Origin of the sequence: Fodinibius salsisoli (assembly GCF_026229185.1) — a bacterium.
GTDB classification, from domain to species: domain Bacteria; phylum Bacteroidota; class Rhodothermia; order Balneolales; family Balneolaceae; genus Fodinibius; species Fodinibius salsisoli.
Genome location: NZ_JAGGJA010000003.1, coordinates 355,864 through 377,054 on the forward strand (window position 1 = coordinate 355,864; position 21,191 = coordinate 377,054).

Consider the following 21,191-nt stretch of genomic DNA (forward strand, 5'->3'; position numbering starts at 1 on the left):
ATTAATTTTGTTTTATGTAGCCTTATCATATTAAGGTTAAGTTGATTATTGGTTGAGATACTTATTTATCGTTAACATTCAATTTGATAGGATTGGTTGTTGGACTTTGGTCGGTGGAGTTAGAATGTTACCAATGTGTCAGAGCGCCTGTAATCCACTCCCATAGATGCCGATATTACATCCAACACTTCGCCGAGTTCCGCTTTCTGAAATGTTCCGGTAAATGGAACCGTGCGCAGCTCTTGATCAGTAATCTTGATATGAACATTAAAATTACGTTCAAGTCTTTTCACCACATCCGAAAATGGTTCGTTATCAAAATGCATCCCCCCGGTAAGCCATAGCATTTCCTTCTCCACATCCACAGCCTGCACTTCCGAAAGACCTTTATTTTCTATTACACTGGCATATTCTCCTTTGGTAAGCAATACTCTTTCTTTCGTATTAAGATCAGTGCTTTGTGCATTAACAGCGACTTTCCCTTCTCGTACTCCAACACCGACCATACTCCAGGCCCTGACATTAAATTTGGTTCCCAACACTTCTACTTCAGCCATGCCGGCATCTACGATAAATGGTCGATCTTTATTGGGAGCAACTTCAAAATAAGCCTCACCTCTGAGTTTCACCTTCCGTTGTGTTTCTCTAAAAGCCTTGGGATACTCGAGGGTACTTCCTGAGTTTAAGGTGACCACCGTACCATCCGAAAAGGTCAGTTGAGCGCGTTCTCCATTACCCGTCTCTAAAGTTTGCATGACGGTTGAGATTGAGGCCACTTTTTCGGCACCCTGATCAATACTCTGCCACGAAAACCATCCGACAAAAGCTGCCAATAAGATGGCTGCGGCAGCCCTGAATACCGGCAACATTTTTTGTCTTACACCGGCTCCTTTCCTGCTATTTTTAATGGCATTGGCCTCACCTTTTATTTCACGGTCTCTAAAGGTTGTCCAGGCTGTTTGAACATTAACATCAAATTCTTCCTCTGAAGATAATTCCCAAATATTATTAACCTCATCAACTAATTCTCGGTTGGCCGGATCTTCATCCATCCATTTTTCAACTTTCATTTGTTCTTCTTTGGGACAGCTTCCCGTTATGTACCGCTGTATTAAAGTCCACATGTGGGGTGTAGGCATCGATATCAGTACTTTTTACCGTTGTCTTTATTATTAAGACGAGCGAGAATGGAGGCACCCTGCAATTTTTTCCACATTAATTTGGGTTTACTCAAAAAATAGTTGTGAGATATCGAGTATGTCTCCAAAATAATTCCAATAGGGCTACCCATCGGTAACCCTATTGGATACTAATAGCAAGGACCATCACCTGAAATTTCAGATAGGTATGAAGCAAAGAATTACGGACAAAAGAATAGTTGAATACGCATAGTTCGAGCCAACAAACAGCATCTATTAATTCACAGCTATTTCCAGCTTTCCACCGGCTTGCAAGGCCTGATGAGGTAAAGAAAATTTTTCAAGGGTATCCTCATTCAGTTTTAAATTATTGATCTTTATTCCCTCTCTCCTTTTCTCTATCAGAAATTCATTGTTCTCAACTTTAATTTTAACGCTATCAAATAGAGGGATACTTATAAGGTATTCTTCATCCGCTGGGGAGAATGGATAAAGGCCGATAGCATTAAAAACATACCAAGCCGACATCTCCCCGGCATCATCCATGCCGCTCAGTGCCAAGCCATGTTCACCAACACCGTAAAATTTATGCATAATCGTATTCAGGATTTTCTGCGTCTTCGGTTGCTTGTCAACGAAGTAATAGAGGTAGGGATAATTGTGGTCAGGTTGATTGCCCTGGGAATACTGACCCAGAAAACAGCAGACATTGCGAGCAACATAGCTGGAATTCCAGGGTATGGAGAATAGCGAATCCATCTTAGCTTCAAATGCTTCCTCTGAGCCATGCAGATCAATCAGCCCCTCCATATCATGCGGAGCGAAGAAGGAAGACTGCCATGCATTAGCCTCGCGATACATATATTCATAATATGGATATTCGGGATTAAAACTTTGCACCCAATCCCCGTTTTCTAACTTACCCCGCATGAAACCTGTGGAGCTATCAAATAAATTTTTATAATTGCTTGAACGTTGCATAAATTTTTTCTCTGCAACCGTATCTCCCACTGCTGCCGCCAAAAGTGCAACAGAATAATCATCGTAGGCGTACTCCAACGTCTTTGTCACAGCAGCTTTAGCCTTGGTCTCTACATGGGCTCTGTTAACTTCTGGCGTCGTTATATACCCTCTATCCATATATTCTTTGATATAAGGTCGTGGTCCCCCTTCTCGGGTGGCATTCTGAATCAACAGTTTGAGAGCTTTTTCTACATCGAAGTCTTTGATTCCTCTCAAGTAGGATCCGGCAATAAAGGGTGCCGCATGGTCGCCATGAAAGAAGGTAGGGATGAATCCCATCTTATCACCTGTAGCAATTAACGATTGGATCACATCTGAGGTTACGTTGGGAGAAAGCATCCCCATGAGCACTAATTTGTTGCGATACGTATCCCATAAGGCCGGGCGGGTGTAATAGTTAAAACCAGCAGTCGTAACATTACCCTCAACATCACGATATTCCCCATTGTAATCGCTTCGTAAGGCCGGCCATAAGAATGATCGGTATAGGGAAGTATAAAACAGTTCTTTCTCTTTTAGGGTACCTCCTGTTACTTTTATCCCCTCTAATAACTGTTCCCATTCTTTGCTTGCAGATTGTTTTACTTCTTCGAAGCCTTGATTTCCAATTTCAGCCTCCAGGTTTTCTTTAGCATTTTCCTGGCTAACAAATGATAAGCCAATCTGAAGCTCAACCTTGCTTGAGCCTTCATCGGCCAAATAGACCATCGAAAGCGGGTCTTCCTTGTTTCCTTCTTTTAATCGTTCAACATTCTGATTGAAACGCGCATAGAAATACACTTTGTAGCCGGTATCCTGGTAGCCTGCCACTGCCCTTTCCCCCACCTGTTTGACCTTCCACCCGTGTACCCCTTCATTGGATCTGCTTAAATCAAAAGCCACTTTTTTGCTACTATCCTCAGGAAAATGATATCGATGAAATCCACTTCTCTTTATTGTCGTCAGTTCTGCATCAACTCCGTAATACTCGAGTAACACACGGTAATAGCCCGGTGAAGCCGTTTCCGAATCATGGCTAAAGGCTGATCCCAAATTATCGCCCGATACTTCTCCCGTAACGGGCAGCACTGGAATGTGCCCCAAGTTCCAGTGCCCTTTGTTGGTATGGGTAAACCCTTTTATTACACTATCTTCATATTGATAGCCAGTGCCTGTACCATACTCCGTAACAGGACTTAGCTGAACCATTGCATTTGGACGGGCAGCCCCGGGATAGGTCAGACCTGCCCATACCCGCCATCCCTTGGGTGGGGTATATCCAATTAAAGTGGTGTCTGTTAGGGGTTCGGTGCCAATAAACGGATTAACATGAGAGGTTAATTTTTGAGAATCATTGGTTTTATTATCACATGAAAACGCAACAATAAGCAGAATCAGTAAGGGTAGGTAACAGGTACTTAAAATGGGAAAAGCTTTGTTCATCATATATGAATTTAGCAATAGTTTCTTTAGTTACATGGTTAATGTAGCAACCAGGATAAAGGGTAAAAGGTAAGCAAGACGTTCTCTAAGCCGCTTAAGAGTTCGCGTCATCTGAGACTCTACGGTTTTTACAGATACATCCATCACCTGGGCAATTTCTTTATAGGTAAGTCCATCGTAGCGGTGTAACTTATACGTCATTTTACTTCTGGAGGGCAAGGCTTCTATCTCTTTTTTTATCGCTTTTCGCAGTTGTTTTCTACGAAACTGATCCTCAAAATCTATGGTTGGGTGCTCTTTGTTATCCATCCATTTGGGATCGTACTCCTGCCGCACTTCTTCATGCTTAAGATGGTCTAACGCCCGATGTTTTACAGCTTGGTACAGATAAGCCTTAATAGGTCCAGCTGGCGACCAGGTGCTTCTGTTTTCCCATATATTGGCAAAGACCTCTTGTACTAACTCCTCAGCAATTGCTTTTGATTTCACATACCGCCAGGCAAAACGGGTAAGATGCAAATAATACTCCTTAAATAAGCATTCAAAAGTATGCTCGTCCCCTTTTTGGATTTTATAAATCCTATTTTTTTTAGCCGTTTCCTCTACACCCATTCACTTTTTTAGACATAATGAAAATGATGCTTTCTTAAATAGCATCTTTTTTCAAAAAAGTAAATTAAATATTCTTACGTATTGTTAATGAAATACTATAAAATTAACTAAGCATATAGCTTAAATAAATCACTCCCGCTTTAACCAAGCTAGCGGGAGTGATTTAACTTTAGAAAGGTTATTCCACCTCTCGAAGGCAACAATAATATTCAAAATAGCTTTATAGCTCTTTAATCTTAATGTTACGGAAGCTTACACGGTTGCCGTGATCCTGGATGCCAATATATCCTTCTCGTGCATCTCCGAATTCAGGATGGCTTTGGAATTTACTATTACGAAGCATTTCGTACCACTCATTGGTCCAAAGCTCATACTCGACTACCTTTTCTCCATTTTGCCAATGTTCAATAGAAGCACCGTCTGCTACAATCTTAATAGAATTCCACTCCCCATAGGGATTGGCATTCTGAGGCTTAACAGGAATCAAATCATAAAGTGATCCCGACTTACGGTTTCCATCCTTCCCTCTTTCGGCATCAGGATGGTTTTCATTATCCAACACCTGTACTTCGGGTGCTGACCAGTAGATCGCCTGGGTCGGCTGCTCCATAGCCCGGAAGAAGATTCCGCCATTAGCTCCTTTCGTAACTTTCCACTCAAGCTTTAGTATAAAGTCTCCATATTTTTTGTCGGTGATGATATCGCCCCCTCCACCATCAGCAAGGACAACAAGGTTTCCATCTTCTACCGCCCATCCTTTGTCAGGAAAAGCGTCCTTATTGTAGCCCCGCCAATGATCGGTCGTTTCTCCATCAAAGAGCAGCGCCCAGCCATCATCTTTTTCTTCTTGTGTAAGCATATTATTCTGTGCTTTAGTTGAACAACTACAGATTGTTAACACTAACATTGTGGAAAATAATATCGATAAGAACTTCATGTATAAGTATTTAAATAGTAAGAGTTAAAATTATGTTAAGCAGAATTTTTTGCCTTGTCTGCCAGTCCAATATGTTCGAGCGCCTCGTGAGAGCAACCTTGCCAGTCATATGGCTGATTACCCATATAACCAATATCTTCAATACCGATTTGACTGGACCAGAACCCAGAAGCTACTAAATCCCGAAAACTATTAAAAAAAGTAACTCCGGGTTGCATTTCGGGTTCAGCTATTTTAGGATACGCAATCTGGTCAAGCATATTCTTTTGCTCCTCTTCGGAGCAGTCAATAAACTTTTTGTCAAACTGCTTCTGGCATTGAACATCCAGCCAACTAAGTCCACCACGCATCGGGGTCTGATTTTCCGGTCGATCCAGCATCATAAAATCGATAAACTCTGGAACCCCGGCATCTTCGGCATTACCGGAGCGTTCATCAGCCGGAATAATTAAATTAGCCAACTGGCGGACCGTTTCGAACTCGTGATCAGTAAAAAACTGGGTTTCCCATTTTTCGATATCTTCCTGGGAAACATGTTTCCAGAAGTTGTGCTCCTTCGTTGCTTCTTTCGGGGCCTGCTGACAACCCGTCATCACAAAGCTCGTTGCCAGTGTACTCAAAGACAGGGTTTTTATCGCTTCTCTTCTATCCATAGTGGTTTGAGTCTTGAGTTATGAGTCTTGAGTAATGAAATGATAATAAAGAACCTCTCATCACTCACGACTATAATTATAGATTTCCTTTATTCATTTGATCCGTGATATATTCGGAAGTTCGCATCGAGAGTGCCAAAATAGTCCACGTAATATTTTTGTGAGCCATCGATACAAACGGACCTCCATCAGCAACAAACAAGTTGGGCACATCATGAGCCTGGCAGTGTTTATTCAATACCGACGTGCTGGGATCGTTCCCCATCCGGGTTGTGCCGCACTCATGGATAATCTCACCCGGATTGGTAATACCGTATCCTTCCTCTTTAGAGGGCATATCCCACATTGCCTTCCCTCCCATTTCTTCAATAATTCCACGGAAGGTTTCCTGCATGTGCTTAACCTGGTTATACTCTTGGTCGCTCCATTCATAATTAAAGCGTAACACCGGAATCCCCCATTCATCTACCGTATTGGGATCTATTTCGCAATAATTATCTTCGTACGAAATAGCCTCCCCGCGGCCAGAGAATCCGACCATGGATCCGTAGTAGCGACGGTAATCTTCTTTTAGCTGTTTGCCATAACCACCGCCTCCTTCAGGACGTTTTTCAAAGACATCGGTATAATTCTGGATGCCGCCCATAAAGCCATAGCTGGGCATCCCGCGTCCGCCCCAAAGCTCCACATGATAGCCCCGGGCAAAGTCAAGGTCACTATTGTCGCCCCACCAGGGAATATATAGGTGCATGCCACCGGTACCGTCCTCATTGTGGGCGGGCATATCCATCATATCGGGTATCAGGCCCATCACGGATGTTCCGGTAGAATCGTTGAGGTACTTCCCGACCATGCCGCTGGAGTTCGCCAATCCATTGGGGAAATCCTTCGATTTAGAGTTCAGCAGCAAGCGTGCCGATTCACAGGCACTGGCTGCTAAAATAACGACCCTGGCTTTTACCTTATATTCCTGTTTGTCTTTTTTGTGGACGTAAGAAACACCAGTTGCCTTACCATCCTCATAAGTAACTTCACGGACCATTGCTCCGGTTTTAATCTCTAAGTTACCAGTCTCAAGGGCTGGCGGAAGCAATACGGAAGGTGATGAGAAGTTAGAATGTGTAGAGCAACTTCGGTTACACTGCCCGCAGTAGTGACAAGCGGCACGGTCGTTATGCGGCTCTGTTATAATCGATAACCGGGAAGGGATACACGGAATATCCATATCATCACAAGCATCTTTAATCAAGTGCTCGTAGCATCGGGGCTCCGGTGGATCCATATAGATGCCCCCTGGTGCATTGGGAATGCCTTCGTTGGTACCAAACAGGCCAATCAGTCGGTCGATGCGATCATAATAAGGCTTCACATCCTCGTAATTTATAGGCCAGTCATCGCCATGTCCATCAATACTTTTTCCGTTAAAATCATCCGGACCGAAACGAAGTGAAATACGTCCCCAGTGATTGGTCCTTCCTCCCAACATGCGGGCCCGAAACCAATCAAAGTTGCTATCATTTTTCTGGGTATACGGCTCACCTTCAATATCCCAGCCTCCGAAGCAAGCGTCAAAAGATCCAAATGGCTGAAGGCGAGTCGAAGCTCCCCGTCGTGGCGATTCGTAGGGCCAGGTGAACATGGCAAAATCTTCAGAATCAAACCAACCACCTGCTTCCAGCATAATTACATCAGCTCCAGCTTTCGTAAGTTCGTGGGCAGCCATTCCGCCACCTGCTCCCGAGCCGACGATACAAACATCATATTCTTTAGGACTTTCCTTTATCTGCATAAGAAGAGTTGAAACCTATTTTATTGAATATTATAGATGAGCTTTTGAATAAAATAGAATCAAAAGTATTTACTATCTGTTGACTTTTAATCTTATTCAAAAGCTCAATTTCATTTTACTTTAAATTAAGGCAAAATACAACCTGCCTTGTTTAGGGGTCGTGGTATTTAACAATTTATAATCTTTAATGATCACAATAGTTGTCTAAAACATATTGAATATAGAGACTCTGCCTTTTACGCTCTTAGCCAGTAAGAAACGGGTTTTAGGCGGAGCCTCTATATTTCAATTTTATGCTTTTTCCTGGTTAACTAATTAATTATATCCCGGGTTTTGCTCCAAGGCAGGATTTGTCTGTATTTCATCATCTGGGATAGGATACAGCAAGTGATATTCTTCATAGGTCTGGCCCCAGTTATTGGAATGACCTATAACATCCTCAAAAATAATTTCGCCTTTGTTATCCTCATCCGTCACAGGATATTGCCGGGTTCGTTGAATGTCAGACCATACTTTAAAGTTTAGGGCCAATTCACGAAGTCGCTCCTTCCATACTTCTTCCACAAACTCTTGCTCAGAAAGACCATTTAATTCTGCAACAATGGCACTGCGATCTGTTTGCCAATACGCACGGTCCCTTACATCCGCAAGGTATGTAATAGCTTCCTGTGTTACACCCTCAGAGCGAGCGATAGCTTCGGCTGCAATGAGTAATACTTCAGCATAACGATAAACCCGGATATCTCTTCCTCCCAATCCGGTTTCAAAAATCGCCTCTTCTTCAAACCAAAGGTAGGGTGCCCACTCTCCGAATTCAAAGGTTTGGCCTTCCCGTTCAATAGAGTTATGGAACAGCTGTTTGTTTTGAACTCTGAGGTCTACATCCGGATCATATGCCCAGATATACTCCTGGATGGGTCGATAGGCATTTAAGGTACGACCATAATTAATCCCCGGAGGACGTATGACCCCTGGAATGGTAATACGAGGGTTATCATTAGATGCTATTTCCGGATTATATTCGATTCCATACACAAACTCAGGATCTACATCCGAGGTACGAAGTTTATTGTAGGCACTCTCTTCCACCGTTTCACCATGCTCCACAAGAGCGTGCTGTCCGGCTTGGATTACCGATCGGGCAGCATCAGCTGCATCCGCATAATGCTCACTTGCCTGCAGTGGATAGCCCGCCATCTGCAAATGCACATCAGCTAACAATGTTCGGGCAGCGCCCTGGGTAATACGATAATTATTCATTGGAAATGGCTGAGCTCCTAAATTACCCTCATTGATTGCCCAATTAAGATCATTAATGATCTGGGAATAAACCGCATCCGAGCCGGTCCGGGCAACCTCAATGTTAGTGAGTCCTTCAATAGGTTCGGTAATAAGAGGAACATCACCAAAAAACTTGACCAGTGAAAAGTAGTTCAGTGCCCGGAAAAACCGTGCTTCTGCCAGCAGACGCTGCCTCTCATCTTCCGAGAATCCATTCATATCCGGGATGTATTTGATAGCTGTATTGGCACGAGCTATCACGTCATAATGGCCGGACCACCAGCCATCAAAAAACTGGTTTAATATTTCCGGATCAACCTGTAAGTCTTGAGCTACCTGGCCCTGGATACGCTCTCCCTTGCCTTCGTTATCAAAGAATCCAGACATGTAGCCTCCCATCATTACATCCGCGCCGCCAAAGCCACCGGAATTGTAAAATCCGGCCCCCTGGCCATCACGATAAAGTCCATTAACCAGTCCACTGGCGGCATCCGGGGAACCCAGAAGCTGATCCGTAGATATTTGATCTTTGGGAGATTCCGTTAAAAAATCTTGACACGATGATAACGCAAAGCATCCCAATACAACAACAATCAATGCTAATTTTTTCATAGTAAAAGTCATTATGGTTTAAATATTCGTTTAGAATCGGAGGTTAACACCCAGCGTAAATGTCCGTGGCTTGGGATATTGGTAGAAGAAAATATTCTGTGAGTTAGGATTCCCGCCCCACGAGGTACCTTCAGGATCATGGCCTTTGAAATCGGGATGGTGAATGACAAAAGCATTTTCCAGGCTGGCTGTGATTCTTAAGCGCTGCAGTCCCCAGTTCGTAAGAGCCTGCTGGTTGAAGTTATATCCTATTGAAAACAGATTGCCCCGTATATAGGAGCCATCAACAATCCAGTGGGTATCGGCCTGCGTATTTTGCCCTGAAAGTGGCTGGTGGCGAATACGCTGGATGGGGGTATTTTGGTTATCCTCTGTCCAGGCCTCATAAAGCTGGGTTGCTATACCGTTGGTTAATGCCTGGCGATCTTCGGCAGTATGTAAGAACTCTTGCATGATTTCACTGCCATAGACGAACTGGATATCTGCAGTAAAGTCAAAGTTCTTGAAGTTGAATTTATTAATAAAACTGCCGGTCCATTCTGGCATACCGTAGCCAATAATTTGTCGGTCAGAAGATCGTTTGGCTTCTCCGGGAATTCGTCCTGCATCAGCAGCCTCTGCGGCTTCATCGGTATTCCAGGTACCCATCCGCTTAAATCCATAGAACGTACCGATAGGTTCACCTACGCGGAGGATTGTCTGACTACCAGATACCCAGTTTGGACCTGGAAAAATATCTTCATCTTCTTTACCCAAACTTTCAACTCTGTTTTTATTATAGTTGAAATTAAGTGTTGAAGACCAGAAGAAGTCGGGCGTTTGGACATTTCGAGTCGTCATGATAAAGTCAACTCCCTGGTTTGATACCGAGCCAACGTTATCCAGTACAACATCGAAGCCAGTGGTGGAAGGAATTGGACGATCTAACAGTAAGTCATCTGTCTTTTTATAGTAGTAATCAGCCTCAAATGACACCACCTGGTTAAAGAGGTCTAACTCCATACCAATATTATACTGTGTGGTCTTTTCCCATTCCAGGTCGGGATTGGCCAATCGCTGAGGAGCGCTTGAATTTTGGCGCCCTCCACCGAGTAATACCGTACCCGAACCAATAGTAGACAACGACTGATAAACGCCTATTTCGGTATTTCCAGTTCTCCCAACGGAGCCTCTTACTTTAAGATGATCAATCGCATCTATGTTGGATATAAAGCCTTCGTTTGATGCCGTCCAGCCCACTCCGACAGAAGGGAAAAAGCCATACTTGTTATTTTTACCAAATCGGGAAGATCCATCCATTCGGCTGGTCAATGTTACACTATACGTATCATCAAAAGTATAACTACCTCGGGCAAAGAAGGAATTCATGGTCCAGTCCCAAGAGCCCGATGCCGGAAAACCATCGACTTCGGTAGCTGCATCTATGCTGTTCGTTCGGTAGAAGTCGTTAGGGAAGTTCCGCACGCCTACAGCGTTATCTCTATACATTCTCTGCTGCCAACTGGCTCCCAACACAGCATTAATACGATGAGACCCTGTATCTTGTAGGTAGGTCAAGTAGTTTTCGTTCTGCCAGTAGGTCGTTTCGCTATTCTCAACATAAGCACTCCCTACCGAAGTGGCTGGAGACTCCAGATCAGTTGGCTGATAATTTCGCAATTCATAATTGGTATTATCAACACCAAACTGTGTTCTGAACTCCAGATTAGGTGTGATTTGCAAGGCAAGGTATGCGTTACCAAAGAGCTGCAGCCGATCGCGTAATCGATCTTCTTCGAGTGCTCTTTGAACCGGATTAGGTTGGCCTTCGAGTGTCAAACTTTTAACATCATTGAAATGGCTGTAATCCCCACTCGGCATTCGGACAGGCAGTATGGGAGCAAATTCTACCATGGTCCTCCGAACTTCCTGGCCGCCTCCACCTTCTTCAATATTGTTTTCCCAGGTTCTGTTGACCCGTAAATTGGTTCCCAGTGACAGCCATTCTTTGGGGCTGGCATCATAAACAATTTTAGCGCTTGCCCGTCTCATCCATGAATTTAAAATAACGCCTTCGTTATTCGTATAGTTAAGAAACCCACCAAATGATGATTTCTCCCCTCCGGACTGTACGCCGATCTGATGGTCGTGAGAGAGTGCCGTACGCGATACCTCCTCTTGCCAGTCGGTATCATAGAGCGGGTTCCCTGCATCGTCAAAGAGGGTTCCCATATCCGGTGTAATGTCGAGCTGAGGCTCTTCGCCCGGGGCATAGTCATCAAAAAGCGGGGCATTCTCATAACCGATACGTTGCACTTCCATAAACTCTTCGGCATTCATCGCATCCATCTTGCTGGCCATTTGGCCGACACTGAAAGAACCGTCATAGGTAACACTCACATCACCAGAAGCGGTATCGCCTCGTTTCGTGGTCACCAAGATGACTCCATTGGCTCCGCGAGAACCATAAATTGCCGTAGCAGAAGCATCTTTCAAGACCTCCATGCTCTCAATATTATTGGGATTCATATACTCAATACCATCCTGCATCACAACTCCATCCACAACATAGAGTGGCTGGGTGCCTGCATTAATAGATCCGGATCCGCGGATGACGACCCGGTTGCTTCCTGTTGGCGAGCCTGAGTTGGTAAAAATATTAACTCCTGCAACTTTGCCTCTCAAGCTTTTCAACGCATTAAAGGAAGGCTGTTCTTGCAACTCTTCCGCTGAAACCATACCGATAGAACCGGTAACATCTGATTTCTTTTGCACCCCATATCCTGTAACTACCAGCTCATCTCCGGAAACGGTTTGGAGCTGCATGGATACATCAATTTGAGAACGACCCTGTATCGGAACTTCCTGCGTTTGGTAACCAATAAATGAGAATACCAGCGTATCTTGTAATGAAGGAGCATTGAGCTCATACTCACCACTTGCATCCGTGGACGTTCCTGTCGAAGTACCTTTAACAAGTATATTAACGCCCGGCAAGGTCTCTCCGGAGCTGGCATCCGTGACAGTTCCGCTAACAGATTCTAACTTCACTTCCTTTTTAGGCATCATCCTCTCCATGAATACCAAATGATTGTTGGGAGAAACCGCAAAACGAAGTCCCGTTCCTTCCAATATCTTCCATAGCACCTTATTAACCGTCACATTCTCCAGGCTTAAGCTTATTCGCTTTTCCATGGGTACCTTCTGATCAATATAAGAAAGCTTAAAACCAGCCTTTTGAGCTACATCCTGTAGCGCATATCGGAGAGTATGGTTATGATAATTGACCGTCACGACCTGCTTAAGTGTTTCGGAGACGGTGTTTGTTGTTCTGATATCGCTATCATTGAAGACCGATGCTTGTGATATAAAACTTTTTTGCTCTTGTTTACTATCAGCTTGAGCATATACAGCACTCACTGCTATAAAAAACATCCAGATATAACAGATAAGGTGCTTCCCTATTCCAAAGATCCTACGTCGTTTCCCTTTTGTCATAAGTATTTTGGTTTATGGTTAAGTTTGCTTTTTGATTAAGATTATTTTGCGACCTTTTTGTTTGTACTCAGCGTTTAATGAAGCAGCTAATATGTTGAGAACTTCCATCATAGGTTCATCATGAAAAGAAGCGGTCATTGTTTGGTCTCTTATTGATACCTCCCCCACAGCAATATCTATATTATACCACCTTTCTAATCTGCGAATAACCTCTTCAACGGGAGTAGAATTAAAGACTAATCGTCCGTCCTTCCATCCTAAAAATTGTGCAAGTTCTGATATCTCAATTTGCTTCGCCTCTCCCGACTTAGATAGAAAACCCAATCTATTTTTTGTGATTCTCATACTTTTTTCGCTTGGCATCCTGGACCTCTCCAGAGCCACTTTTCCTTCTTCCACAACAACTTGTATAGAGGAGTCATCAGGATAGGCCTTGACCCCAAATTTCGTCCCCAACACCTTGGTATAAGAGTCTCCTGAATGTACAATAAAGGGCTTTTCCTGATCATGAATTACATCGAAATAGGCCTCTCCCTCCAGGTTTATGCGACGCAGAGAGTCTCCAAAAGAGGCTGGTATTTCAACTTTACTGGCGGCATTTAAATGTATCCTCGTGCCATCAGGAAGCTTGAATAAAGTACGTTGGCCTCGTTCGGTAACAACTACATGTGGTTGTTTATTCTTAGTAAGGCTTGAGTTCTTGTTTGAAGAATTTTGGGACCCCAAAAAATTATACATGAACAAACCTGTCAAAAGAATTGCTACAGCCACCGCTGTACCTGACAGCCAAGAGTTACTTTTTCTCTTGCTGTAAGGCTGGGCAACTAACTTAGTAACACCAGAAATAGCGTTCTTATCTTTCGCAGGAGGCTCCTTTTCTGATGAAATTTTATCCTGAAAGGAATTCCAGGCTGACTGTGAATCAACATGCATTTCATCTTTAGGAGATATCTCCCAAATTTTTGATAAAGAGTCCAGCAGATACTGGTGTTCCCTGTCTTCCTGAAGCCATGCATCTACCCGATTTTTTTCCTCGGAAGTGCATTCCCCAGACAAATATTTATGTAATAATTCCCAATCCATGGGTCTTGGATTATTAAGACTTTTCTACTTCTTTCTATTTGTTATACAACTGAAAAAAGAGGTACCCGGGAATTTTTTTTATTTTTCTTACTATTTGATGAAAGTAAATTACAGTAATACCGCAACTCTGTATAACTACATAGTCATCCAGGACCTGAGAAATTGGAATAAATAAATTAGAAAGGAATCGTAAAAAAGATTACGATGCGGTATGAAGGTCGAAATATTGCGCCAAACGTTCTCTCAGTATTTTAAGTGAGCGACTTATTTGAGACTCAACCGTTCGTTTTGAAATATCAAGGATATCTGCAATTTCCTGATACGTAAGCCCATCTTTTCTGCTTAACTTATATACATGACGTGCCTTTTCAGGAAGATTGTCAATTTCTTTCTGAACTGCTTTTACAAATTTTGAGTCCTCATTATTGAAATCATGTATCTGTGATATGGACGTAGAATTAAGCCAATCTATTTGTTGATTATAGTCTTCTGCTAAATTTTTATGCTTCAGGTGGTTTAACGCTTTATTCTTGACAGCCTTATAAAGGTATGATTTAATACTTTTTTCAGGGTCTAACGATTCCCTGGATTCCCAAACAGTTAAAAATACATCCTGTACTAATTCCTCTGATATATGGGCAGAACGCAAGTATCGCCATGCGAACTTACAAAGAGGGTCGTAAAACCGAAGAAAAAGTTTCTCAAAAGCCTCTCGATCCCCTTCTCGGATTTTAGATATCCATAATTTAATATCATCCCCCATTGTCAATATAAAATTTTAAAAGGCTTAAACTTGTATCATTGTTTCAGACAAAAACTTACAATCATAGCTCATTAAATCTCAAAAGCAGACGGAGCAGAATTTTATATCCAATACCGAATATAGAATCACCTGTCCGTCTACCCTTGAAAAAATACTTAACACCTTCACTTAATTAATCAATATGAAGGTTGGCTCTTACTTAAATAACTATAACCGCTATAATTATTTCTAAGAGACCTGCTGCCCTACTTTTTCCAGCAGAGACTTGGTTGCCTTTATGCCTTCGAACTCGCTGAGTTCGCTACCTTCATATTCAATGCCGATATGACCGGTATAGCCAGCATCTTTAACGGTCTGCAGTATTTGAGAATAATCGATCGTTGTTTCCAACCCTTCTTCATTAAAGCCATAGGTCTTAGCACTGACTCCCTTTGCATAGGGCATCATCTCTTCAACCCCTTTATAGCGATCATATTCTTCTGCACAACCATTTTCACTTCGCTCAATGCAAAAATTTCCAAAATCTGGCAATGTACCGCAATTTTCCATATCCACTTGTTGCATAACACCGGCAAGCCAAGAACCATTAGAAGAATATCCACCGTGGTTTTCAACGATTATATTGATTCCATAATCTTTGGCAAAGGTCGCGAGACTACCTAATCCATCAACAGCGGCCGTTTTTTGATCTTCGGGCGAACCGTCTCCACGAGCATTGACCCGAATAGAGTGACAACCTAAATGTTCGGCAGCTTCAACCCATTTGTAATGATTCTCGACCGATGTTTTACGTTCCTCCTCATCAGAAGCAGCCAGGGCCCCTTCTCCGTCAATCATAATCAGAACCTGTTGTACGCCTAAATCATCGCATCGGGTATTCAGTTCATCCAGATAGCCTTTATCGTTAGCCTTATCTTTAAAAAACTGATTTACATACTCTACGGCCGTGATTCCAAATTCATTTTTAGCTGTTGCCGGAAATTCTAAATTGCTGAACTGGCCATCAAAAAGGGATTTGTGCAAACTCCATTCGGCCAGAGAAATATCAAAGAAAAGCTCGCTGCCGGTATCCGCTTTTGAACTGCATGCCGTTATTAAACCGGGTACCGCTGCTGATGCTACGGCTATCCCCCCCATTTGTAGAAACTGTTTTCTATCCATCACGATAAGTATTTGATTAAAATGAATGTAGTAGTTGATTTACCTACCTGAGTCAGGAAACATCCTAAACTTGAGTAGTAGATCAACCACTACTTTTCTTATAAGGAATTAAATTAGGTGTAATGTAATAAAAGATCTGAGGGATTCAATTAATTCGTTGGTATTTTTTGTAATATGAGTGCAAATATTTTTACAATAATTAGCTTGATAATTTTACATCATTAATTAGGTTTAATATTAAAATTTTAAAAGCGGCACATTGTATTTCAAATAATTAAAAGTATATCTAATGAACAGATTACTACAGACGAAATTAAGCCTCATGATGTTCCTGGAATTTTTCATCTGGGGGGCATGGTATTCAACAGTTGCGGTTTATATGACGGCCAACGGCATGGAAAACCTAACCCACTGGCCTTTTATGGTAAACCCTATTGCGGCTATAGTAGCTCCTTTTTTCGTCGGCCTTATAGCTGATCGTTATTTCCCAACGGAGAAAGTGTTAGGCACCCTTCATCTTTTAGGGGCTTTATTTATGGTTTTAACTCCCATGGCCGTTAGCTCACCCGTTGTCTTTATTCTCCTTCTGCTGGCCTATAATCTCTGCTATATGCCAACTATGAGCCTGGCTAATACTCTTTCATTTCACCACATTAATGATCAGGAAAAAGACTTTCCTGTCATCCGTGTATTTGGAACTATTGGATGGATTGTTGCCGGACTTATCATCAGTTTTGTGCTTGGCTATTTTGTTAGCAGCAGTATTAAGCCCGAAGAAACGGCTCTTCCTTTATATCTGACAGCAGCAGCCAGCCTTCTGCTTGGGCTTTACAGTTTTACGCTGCCCCATACCCCTCCCCCTGCAGCTGGAGAAAAAGTTTCGTTTCGCAGCATAGCTGGTATCGATGCTCTTAAACAACTTGGCAGTAAGTCCTTTTACGTATTTTTATTTAGCTCCTTTTTAATCTGTATTCCCCTGGCGGCTTACTATAATTTTACCCAAATCTTCTTAAACAACGCTAATTTTGATAACATCGCCGCTACCCTCACGATCGGACAAATGTCGGAGGCCCTTTTTATGGTCCTCATTCCTCTCATGTTTGTACGCTTAGGGGTAAAATGGATGTTAGCAGCAGGTATGCTTGCGTGGATTCTACGGTATGTTTTCTTTGCATTTGGTGCCCCTGAACCTACTACCTGGATGATCATTACAGGGATTGCCCTGCACGGTATCTGCTATGACTTTTTCTTCGTTACCGGTCAAATTTATGTAGATAAAAAAGCCCCCGCTAATATTCGAGGGCAAGCACAAGGACTGATTGTTCTTATAACTTATGGCGTTGGGATGTTTATTGGAGCCCGTGTCGCAGGTCGGGTATTTAATAGTTTCTTAGGTGACGCCGCTGCTCTTAACTTATCTCAGTGGCAAGATTTCTGGTGGATACCAGCCATCTTCGCAGCCTGTGTACTGCTCTTTTTTATCTTATTCTTTAATGATCAGGTTATCGATAAAGATGCAACAGCTGAAGACATCTCTGTTTAAGTCTATGTAGGGATCTATGTCAAGTCGGTTAGGCGAATAACATGCCTGGCCGACTTTTCTATTTCATTGGTATGTCTCAAACTTTATAAAAATAATACTTGCTTAAGAGCGTAGGGTAAGTTTTTTTACCTCCCTCTGCTTTTTCGATATCAGCTTATCAGAAAATAACTGTCTTAATGTTTTTCCGCATAAATCGTTTTTTCCCTTCCCTTGTTAAGGATACCACATTGACCTTCTCATTTATTTTTTCTTTTTGTCTTATCATGGTTGGATGCAATCCCCATCCTGAACCTGAAGTTATCTCGCTCTCGGAAAAAGAATCCTCTGAAAATGCTATACAGATCCAAAATGAAACTTCTGTTCAACTTGCCGAAGGGTTGGATATCAACCTCTGGGCCTCAGAAAAGCTACTGGCCGACCCTATTGGTCTGGATATAACTAATCAAGGCGAAGCGTATGTGTCCGTCACAAATAGGCGTAGTAGTTCTAAACCCGATATTCGCTCGCATCCCAATTGGGAACATGAATCCATAAGCTGGAAGAATGTAGAAGATCGAGTATCTTTTTTAGAGAAGGAATTAGCACCCGAACACAGCAATAAAAATAGCTCTTGGTTGCAAGACCTTAACGCCGATAGCTCATACGACTGGAAGGATCTGACGGTCAATAAGGAAGAAATATTCCGAATAACGGACCTGTCCGGTGATGGCATTGCGGATCATTCCCAGCTTTATCTGCGAGATTTTCATCAAAAGGAAACGGATGTGGCAGGCACGGTCTTATCTTATAACGATCAGGTTTTTGTAGGTGTTGGTCCCGATCTTTGGAGTACCAAAGACACCAATAATGATGGTATGGCTGATTCAAAAAAGTCGATAAGTCATGGTTACACTGTGCACATGGGCTTTCGTGGCCACGGAATGTCGGGCCTAACCGTAGGACCAGATGGACGCGTCTATTGGAGTGTGGGTGACGTAGGGCTGAATGTTGAAGCACCTGATGGCACTAAATGGGCCTATCCCAACCAAGGAGCGATCTTACGTTCAGATCCGGATGGGAGTAATTTTGAGGTGTTTGCTGCAGGGCTCCGAAATCCGCATGAATTCTCTTTTGATAAGTATGGAAACCTGATAACAGTAGATCATGATGGGGATCACGCTGGTGAACAAGAACGATTGGTGTACGTTATCAATGGATCAGATAGCGGTTGGCGCATTCACTGGCAGTTTGGGAAATACACCGATCCGAAAAACAACAAGTATAAGGTTTGGATGGACGAACGGTACCATAAGCCGCATTTTGAAGGCCAGTCGGCCCTTATCTTACCTCCTCTGGCCTCTTATCATAATGGGGCGGCAGGGATGGCATATAATCCGGGTACTGCCCTTAACGATCAATGGAAAAATCACTTTTTTATTTCTGACTTTACCGGTTCTCCTGCAACGTCAGCTATCCATGCCTTTGAACTGGAGCCCAATGGAGCCTCCTTTAAGCTAAAGAGCGACCAACCGATCATGCAGGGTATTTTACCAACCGGCATTGACTTTGGACCTGATGGGAGCCTCTATTTTACCGACTGGATTGGCGGGTGGAATACGAATGATAAAGGACGTATTTGGCGCATTGACACCCCTGAAGAAGCTTCTTCAGTTGTTCGAAATAAAACTAAAAAAATACTAACAGACGATTTTAATACATTTTCAGAGGATACATTATCCCGGTTCTTACATTACCAGGATATGCGTGTTCGTATGGAAGCTCAATTTGAACTTGTCCACCGAAAGGAGAAACAACTCTTGCTAAATGCCATAAAGCAGAAAGAAAATCAGTTAGCCAGACTGCATGGCATCTGGGGCATTGGACAGTTAGCTCGAAACGACTCAACGGAAGCTGAGCCCCTGCTTCAATATTTAGAAGATAATGATCCTGAGGTTAAAGCTCAGACTGCAAAAATATTGGGGGACGTCCGCTACCAACCGGCAGCTGAGTCTCTTATCCCGCTGCTAAACGACGCATCCCCTCGTGTGCAACTTATGGCCACCCAGGCATTGGGACGTATAGGCCACCAGGAGGCGATTGCCCCCATTATAGCTATGCTTGAAGCTAATAATGATGAAGACATCTATTTGCGCCATGCAGGGGCTATTGCCTTAGCACGTATAGGCAGCGAAGAAGCACTTGTCCGTTTAGCTGACCATTCATCCGAGGCCGTTCGTATAGCAGCCGTAGTAGCTCTCAAAAGATTGGATTCACCTGGGGTAGCACGCTTTCTGGATGACAACAGTGAATTTGTTGTTACTAATGCAGCTCGGGCTATCAACGATGATACGTTTATTAAAGAAGCACTCCCCAATTTAGCCCGTATGTTAGATCAAGAAACATTTCTCAATCCTCCACTTATCCGCCGGGCCATCAACGCCAGTTTGTTTAACGGTACCCCAGCCGATGCTAAACGACTGGCATCTTTTGCAAATAGAGAAAATGCTTCAGACACTCTGCGAGCAGAAGCATTAGCTACTCTATCCGTATGGTCGGAACCCTCAACATTAGACCGTGTTACAGGCCGATATCGTGGACAAATCCATAATGAAAAAACGGAGGCTACAGCGGCCGTACGCTCCATTATAAAACCCCTTTTGGCAGACAATGATCCCATTGTCAAAATCGAGCTGATTAAGGCGATCAAAAAATTACAGATAAAAAATGAAACTCCCACCGTTTTTGCCCTTTTAAAAGATTCATCGACCGAACCCATGGTTAAAGCTGAAGCTCTTAGCGCACTCCAACATCTGGATTATGGAAATATGGAGCAGGCGATAGAGATAGCGCTAGACTCAGGTAATCAAAAGGTACGGATGCAAGCACTTGGGCTTACCCCCTCTCTTGATATTTCAGCTCAACAGAAGGCAATGCTACTTTCATCTGTATTGAATGAGGGCGCCACTGTTGAGCAACAGAGTGCCATTAGAGCTTTGGGATCTATGAATGCTCCAATCGCGGAAACCTTACTACAGGAACAGCTTTCGAAGCTTCTGGATGGCAGTCTCCCTAAAGAAATTCAACTGGAATTAGTTCAGGCCGCTGATAGCTCGAATGCTCCAAAACTTCAGGATTTGCTTGCTCAATATCAGGAAGCTAAACCAGAGGATGACGCAGTAGCTCAATATCAGGAAGCGCTTTGGGGCGGCAATGCCCAAGAGGGAGCCGAAATATTTTACAATAATAATGCTGCTCAATGTATTCGTTGCCATGCCGTTGGAGGTGAAGGTGGCAACATCGGTCCAGACCTGGCTGATATTGGTAATACCCTGAACCGAGAACAACTTCTGGCCTCGCTTATAGCCCCCAACAATCGCATTGCGCCTGGCTTTGGTTCTATTACCGTAACGACCCAAGATGATCAGTCCATTACCGGAGTGCTTAAAGAAGAGACCCAAAGCTCCCTGACTATACAGGATGCCGATGGGAACACAACCCGGATTGCTAAAGATCAGATTACGAACCGGACCAATTCCCCCTCAGCGATGTACTCTATGGCGGATATTTTATCGAAAGGTGACCTACGTGATTTAGTAGAATTTTTAAGTCAACAAACCGGCTCAAATTGAAATGTGGTATAAAATTATTACTAAAGAATCTAATTAGGGATTAAAAATTATGATTGGTGTAGCCTACCTAAAAGCAGACTGTACCCTG

The 21,191-nt window shown here is 43.1% G+C and carries 13 protein-coding genes; 2 read left to right on the top strand and 11 right to left on the bottom strand.

All coding sequences use genetic code 11. The features are described from left to right. Positions 1–119 precede the first annotated feature (119 nt). From J6I44_RS06425 to J6I44_RS06475, 11 genes are all read right to left on the bottom strand, one after another. Positions 120–1,139, bottom strand: coding sequence for a FecR family protein (locus J6I44_RS06425; protein ID WP_265765189.1), 1,020 nt, complete (start codon positions 1,137–1,139; stop codon positions 120–122). Between the two features lie 276 nt (positions 1,140–1,415). Beyond that, positions 1,416–3,587, bottom strand: coding sequence for a GH92 family glycosyl hydrolase (locus J6I44_RS06430; RefSeq protein ID WP_265765190.1), 2,172 nt, complete (start codon positions 3,585–3,587; stop codon positions 1,416–1,418). Between the two features lie 27 nt (positions 3,588–3,614). Continuing rightward, entirely contained in the window at positions 3,615–4,196 is a 582-nt protein-coding gene (locus J6I44_RS06435; protein ID WP_265765191.1) for an RNA polymerase sigma-70 factor, read from the bottom strand. A gap of 220 nt (positions 4,197–4,416) precedes the next feature. Next, the gene (locus J6I44_RS06440) at positions 4,417–5,055 is read right to left on the bottom strand and encodes a 3-keto-disaccharide hydrolase (RefSeq protein ID WP_265765192.1); all 639 of its coding nucleotides are present in this window, start codon (positions 5,053–5,055) and stop codon (positions 4,417–4,419) included. 113 nt (positions 5,056–5,168) lie between these two features. Continuing rightward, positions 5,169–5,786, bottom strand: a complete 618-nt coding sequence (locus J6I44_RS06445) for a gluconate 2-dehydrogenase subunit 3 family protein (protein WP_265765193.1) — start codon at positions 5,784–5,786, stop codon at positions 5,169–5,171. 76 nt (positions 5,787–5,862) lie between these two features. Then, positions 5,863–7,575, bottom strand: coding sequence for a GMC family oxidoreductase (locus tag J6I44_RS06450; protein ID WP_265765194.1), 1,713 nt, complete (start codon positions 7,573–7,575; stop codon positions 5,863–5,865). A gap of 315 nt (positions 7,576–7,890) precedes the next feature. Continuing rightward, positions 7,891–9,468, bottom strand: coding sequence for a RagB/SusD family nutrient uptake outer membrane protein (locus tag J6I44_RS06455; protein ID WP_265765195.1), 1,578 nt, complete (start codon positions 9,466–9,468; stop codon positions 7,891–7,893). A 30-nt stretch (positions 9,469–9,498) separates the two neighbouring features. Continuing rightward, positions 9,499–12,945 carry a SusC/RagA family TonB-linked outer membrane protein gene (locus J6I44_RS06460; RefSeq protein WP_265765196.1) on the bottom strand — a complete coding sequence of 1,149 codons (3,447 nt, stop codon included), beginning with the start codon at positions 12,943–12,945 and terminating at the stop codon, positions 9,499–9,501. An 18-nt stretch (positions 12,946–12,963) separates the two neighbouring features. Then, positions 12,964–14,028 carry a FecR domain-containing protein gene (locus J6I44_RS06465; RefSeq protein ID WP_265765197.1) on the bottom strand — a complete coding sequence of 355 codons (1,065 nt, stop codon included), beginning with the start codon at positions 14,026–14,028 and terminating at the stop codon, positions 12,964–12,966. Positions 14,029–14,227: 199 nt separating this feature from the next. Further along, positions 14,228–14,791, bottom strand: a complete 564-nt coding sequence (locus J6I44_RS06470) for an RNA polymerase sigma-70 factor (protein ID WP_265765198.1) — start codon at positions 14,789–14,791, stop codon at positions 14,228–14,230. Between the two features lie 228 nt (positions 14,792–15,019). Beyond that, a complete protein-coding gene (locus tag J6I44_RS06475; protein ID WP_265765199.1) occupies positions 15,020–15,952 on the bottom strand; it encodes a sugar phosphate isomerase/epimerase family protein in 933 nt (310 codons plus the stop codon). A gap of 289 nt (positions 15,953–16,241) precedes the next feature. Here J6I44_RS06475 and J6I44_RS06480 point away from each other — a divergent pair, with 289 nt between their 5' ends. Continuing rightward, the gene (locus J6I44_RS06480; RefSeq protein WP_265765200.1) at positions 16,242–17,495 is read left to right on the top strand and encodes a nucleoside permease; all 1,254 of its coding nucleotides are present in this window, start codon (positions 16,242–16,244) and stop codon (positions 17,493–17,495) included. Positions 17,496–17,671: 176 nt separating this feature from the next. Further along, entirely contained in the window at positions 17,672–21,103 is a 3,432-nt protein-coding gene (locus tag J6I44_RS06485) for a DUF7133 domain-containing protein (RefSeq protein WP_265765201.1), read from the top strand. The last annotated feature ends 88 nt before the right edge of the window (positions 21,104–21,191 follow it).

What these genes read in the sequence shown, in the direction of transcription:
- J6I44_RS06470 (WP_265765198.1), bottom strand. Translation starts at nt 14,791, where the DNA reads ATGGGGGATGATATTAAATTATGGATATCTAAAATCCGAGAAGGGGAT.
- J6I44_RS06455 (WP_265765195.1), bottom strand. Translation starts at nt 9,468, where the DNA reads ATGAAAAAATTAGCATTGATTGTTGTTGTATTGGGATGCTTTGCGTTA.
- J6I44_RS06475 (WP_265765199.1), bottom strand. Translation starts at nt 15,952, where the DNA reads ATGGATAGAAAACAGTTTCTACAAATGGGGGGGATAGCCGTAGCATCA.
- J6I44_RS06425 (WP_265765189.1), bottom strand. Translation starts at nt 1,139, where the DNA reads ATGCCTACACCCCACATGTGGACTTTAATACAGCGGTACATAACGGGA.
- J6I44_RS06445 (WP_265765193.1), bottom strand. Translation starts at nt 5,786, where the DNA reads ATGGATAGAAGAGAAGCGATAAAAACCCTGTCTTTGAGTACACTGGCA.
- J6I44_RS06435 (WP_265765191.1), bottom strand. Translation starts at nt 4,196, where the DNA reads ATGGGTGTAGAGGAAACGGCTAAAAAAAATAGGATTTATAAAATCCAA.
- J6I44_RS06465 (WP_265765197.1), bottom strand. Translation starts at nt 14,028, where the DNA reads ATGGATTGGGAATTATTACATAAATATTTGTCTGGGGAATGCACTTCC.
- J6I44_RS06440 (WP_265765192.1), bottom strand. Translation starts at nt 5,055, where the DNA reads ATGCTTACACAAGAAGAAAAAGATGATGGCTGGGCGCTGCTCTTTGAT.
- J6I44_RS06480 (WP_265765200.1), top strand. Translation starts at nt 16,242, where the DNA reads ATGAACAGATTACTACAGACGAAATTAAGCCTCATGATGTTCCTGGAA.
- J6I44_RS06485 (WP_265765201.1), top strand. Translation starts at nt 17,672, where the DNA reads ATGTTTTTCCGCATAAATCGTTTTTTCCCTTCCCTTGTTAAGGATACC.
- J6I44_RS06430 (WP_265765190.1), bottom strand. Translation starts at nt 3,587, where the DNA reads ATGATGAACAAAGCTTTTCCCATTTTAAGTACCTGTTACCTACCCTTA.
- J6I44_RS06460 (WP_265765196.1), bottom strand. Translation starts at nt 12,945, where the DNA reads ATGACAAAAGGGAAACGACGTAGGATCTTTGGAATAGGGAAGCACCTT.
- J6I44_RS06450 (WP_265765194.1), bottom strand. Translation starts at nt 7,575, where the DNA reads ATGCAGATAAAGGAAAGTCCTAAAGAATATGATGTTTGTATCGTCGGC.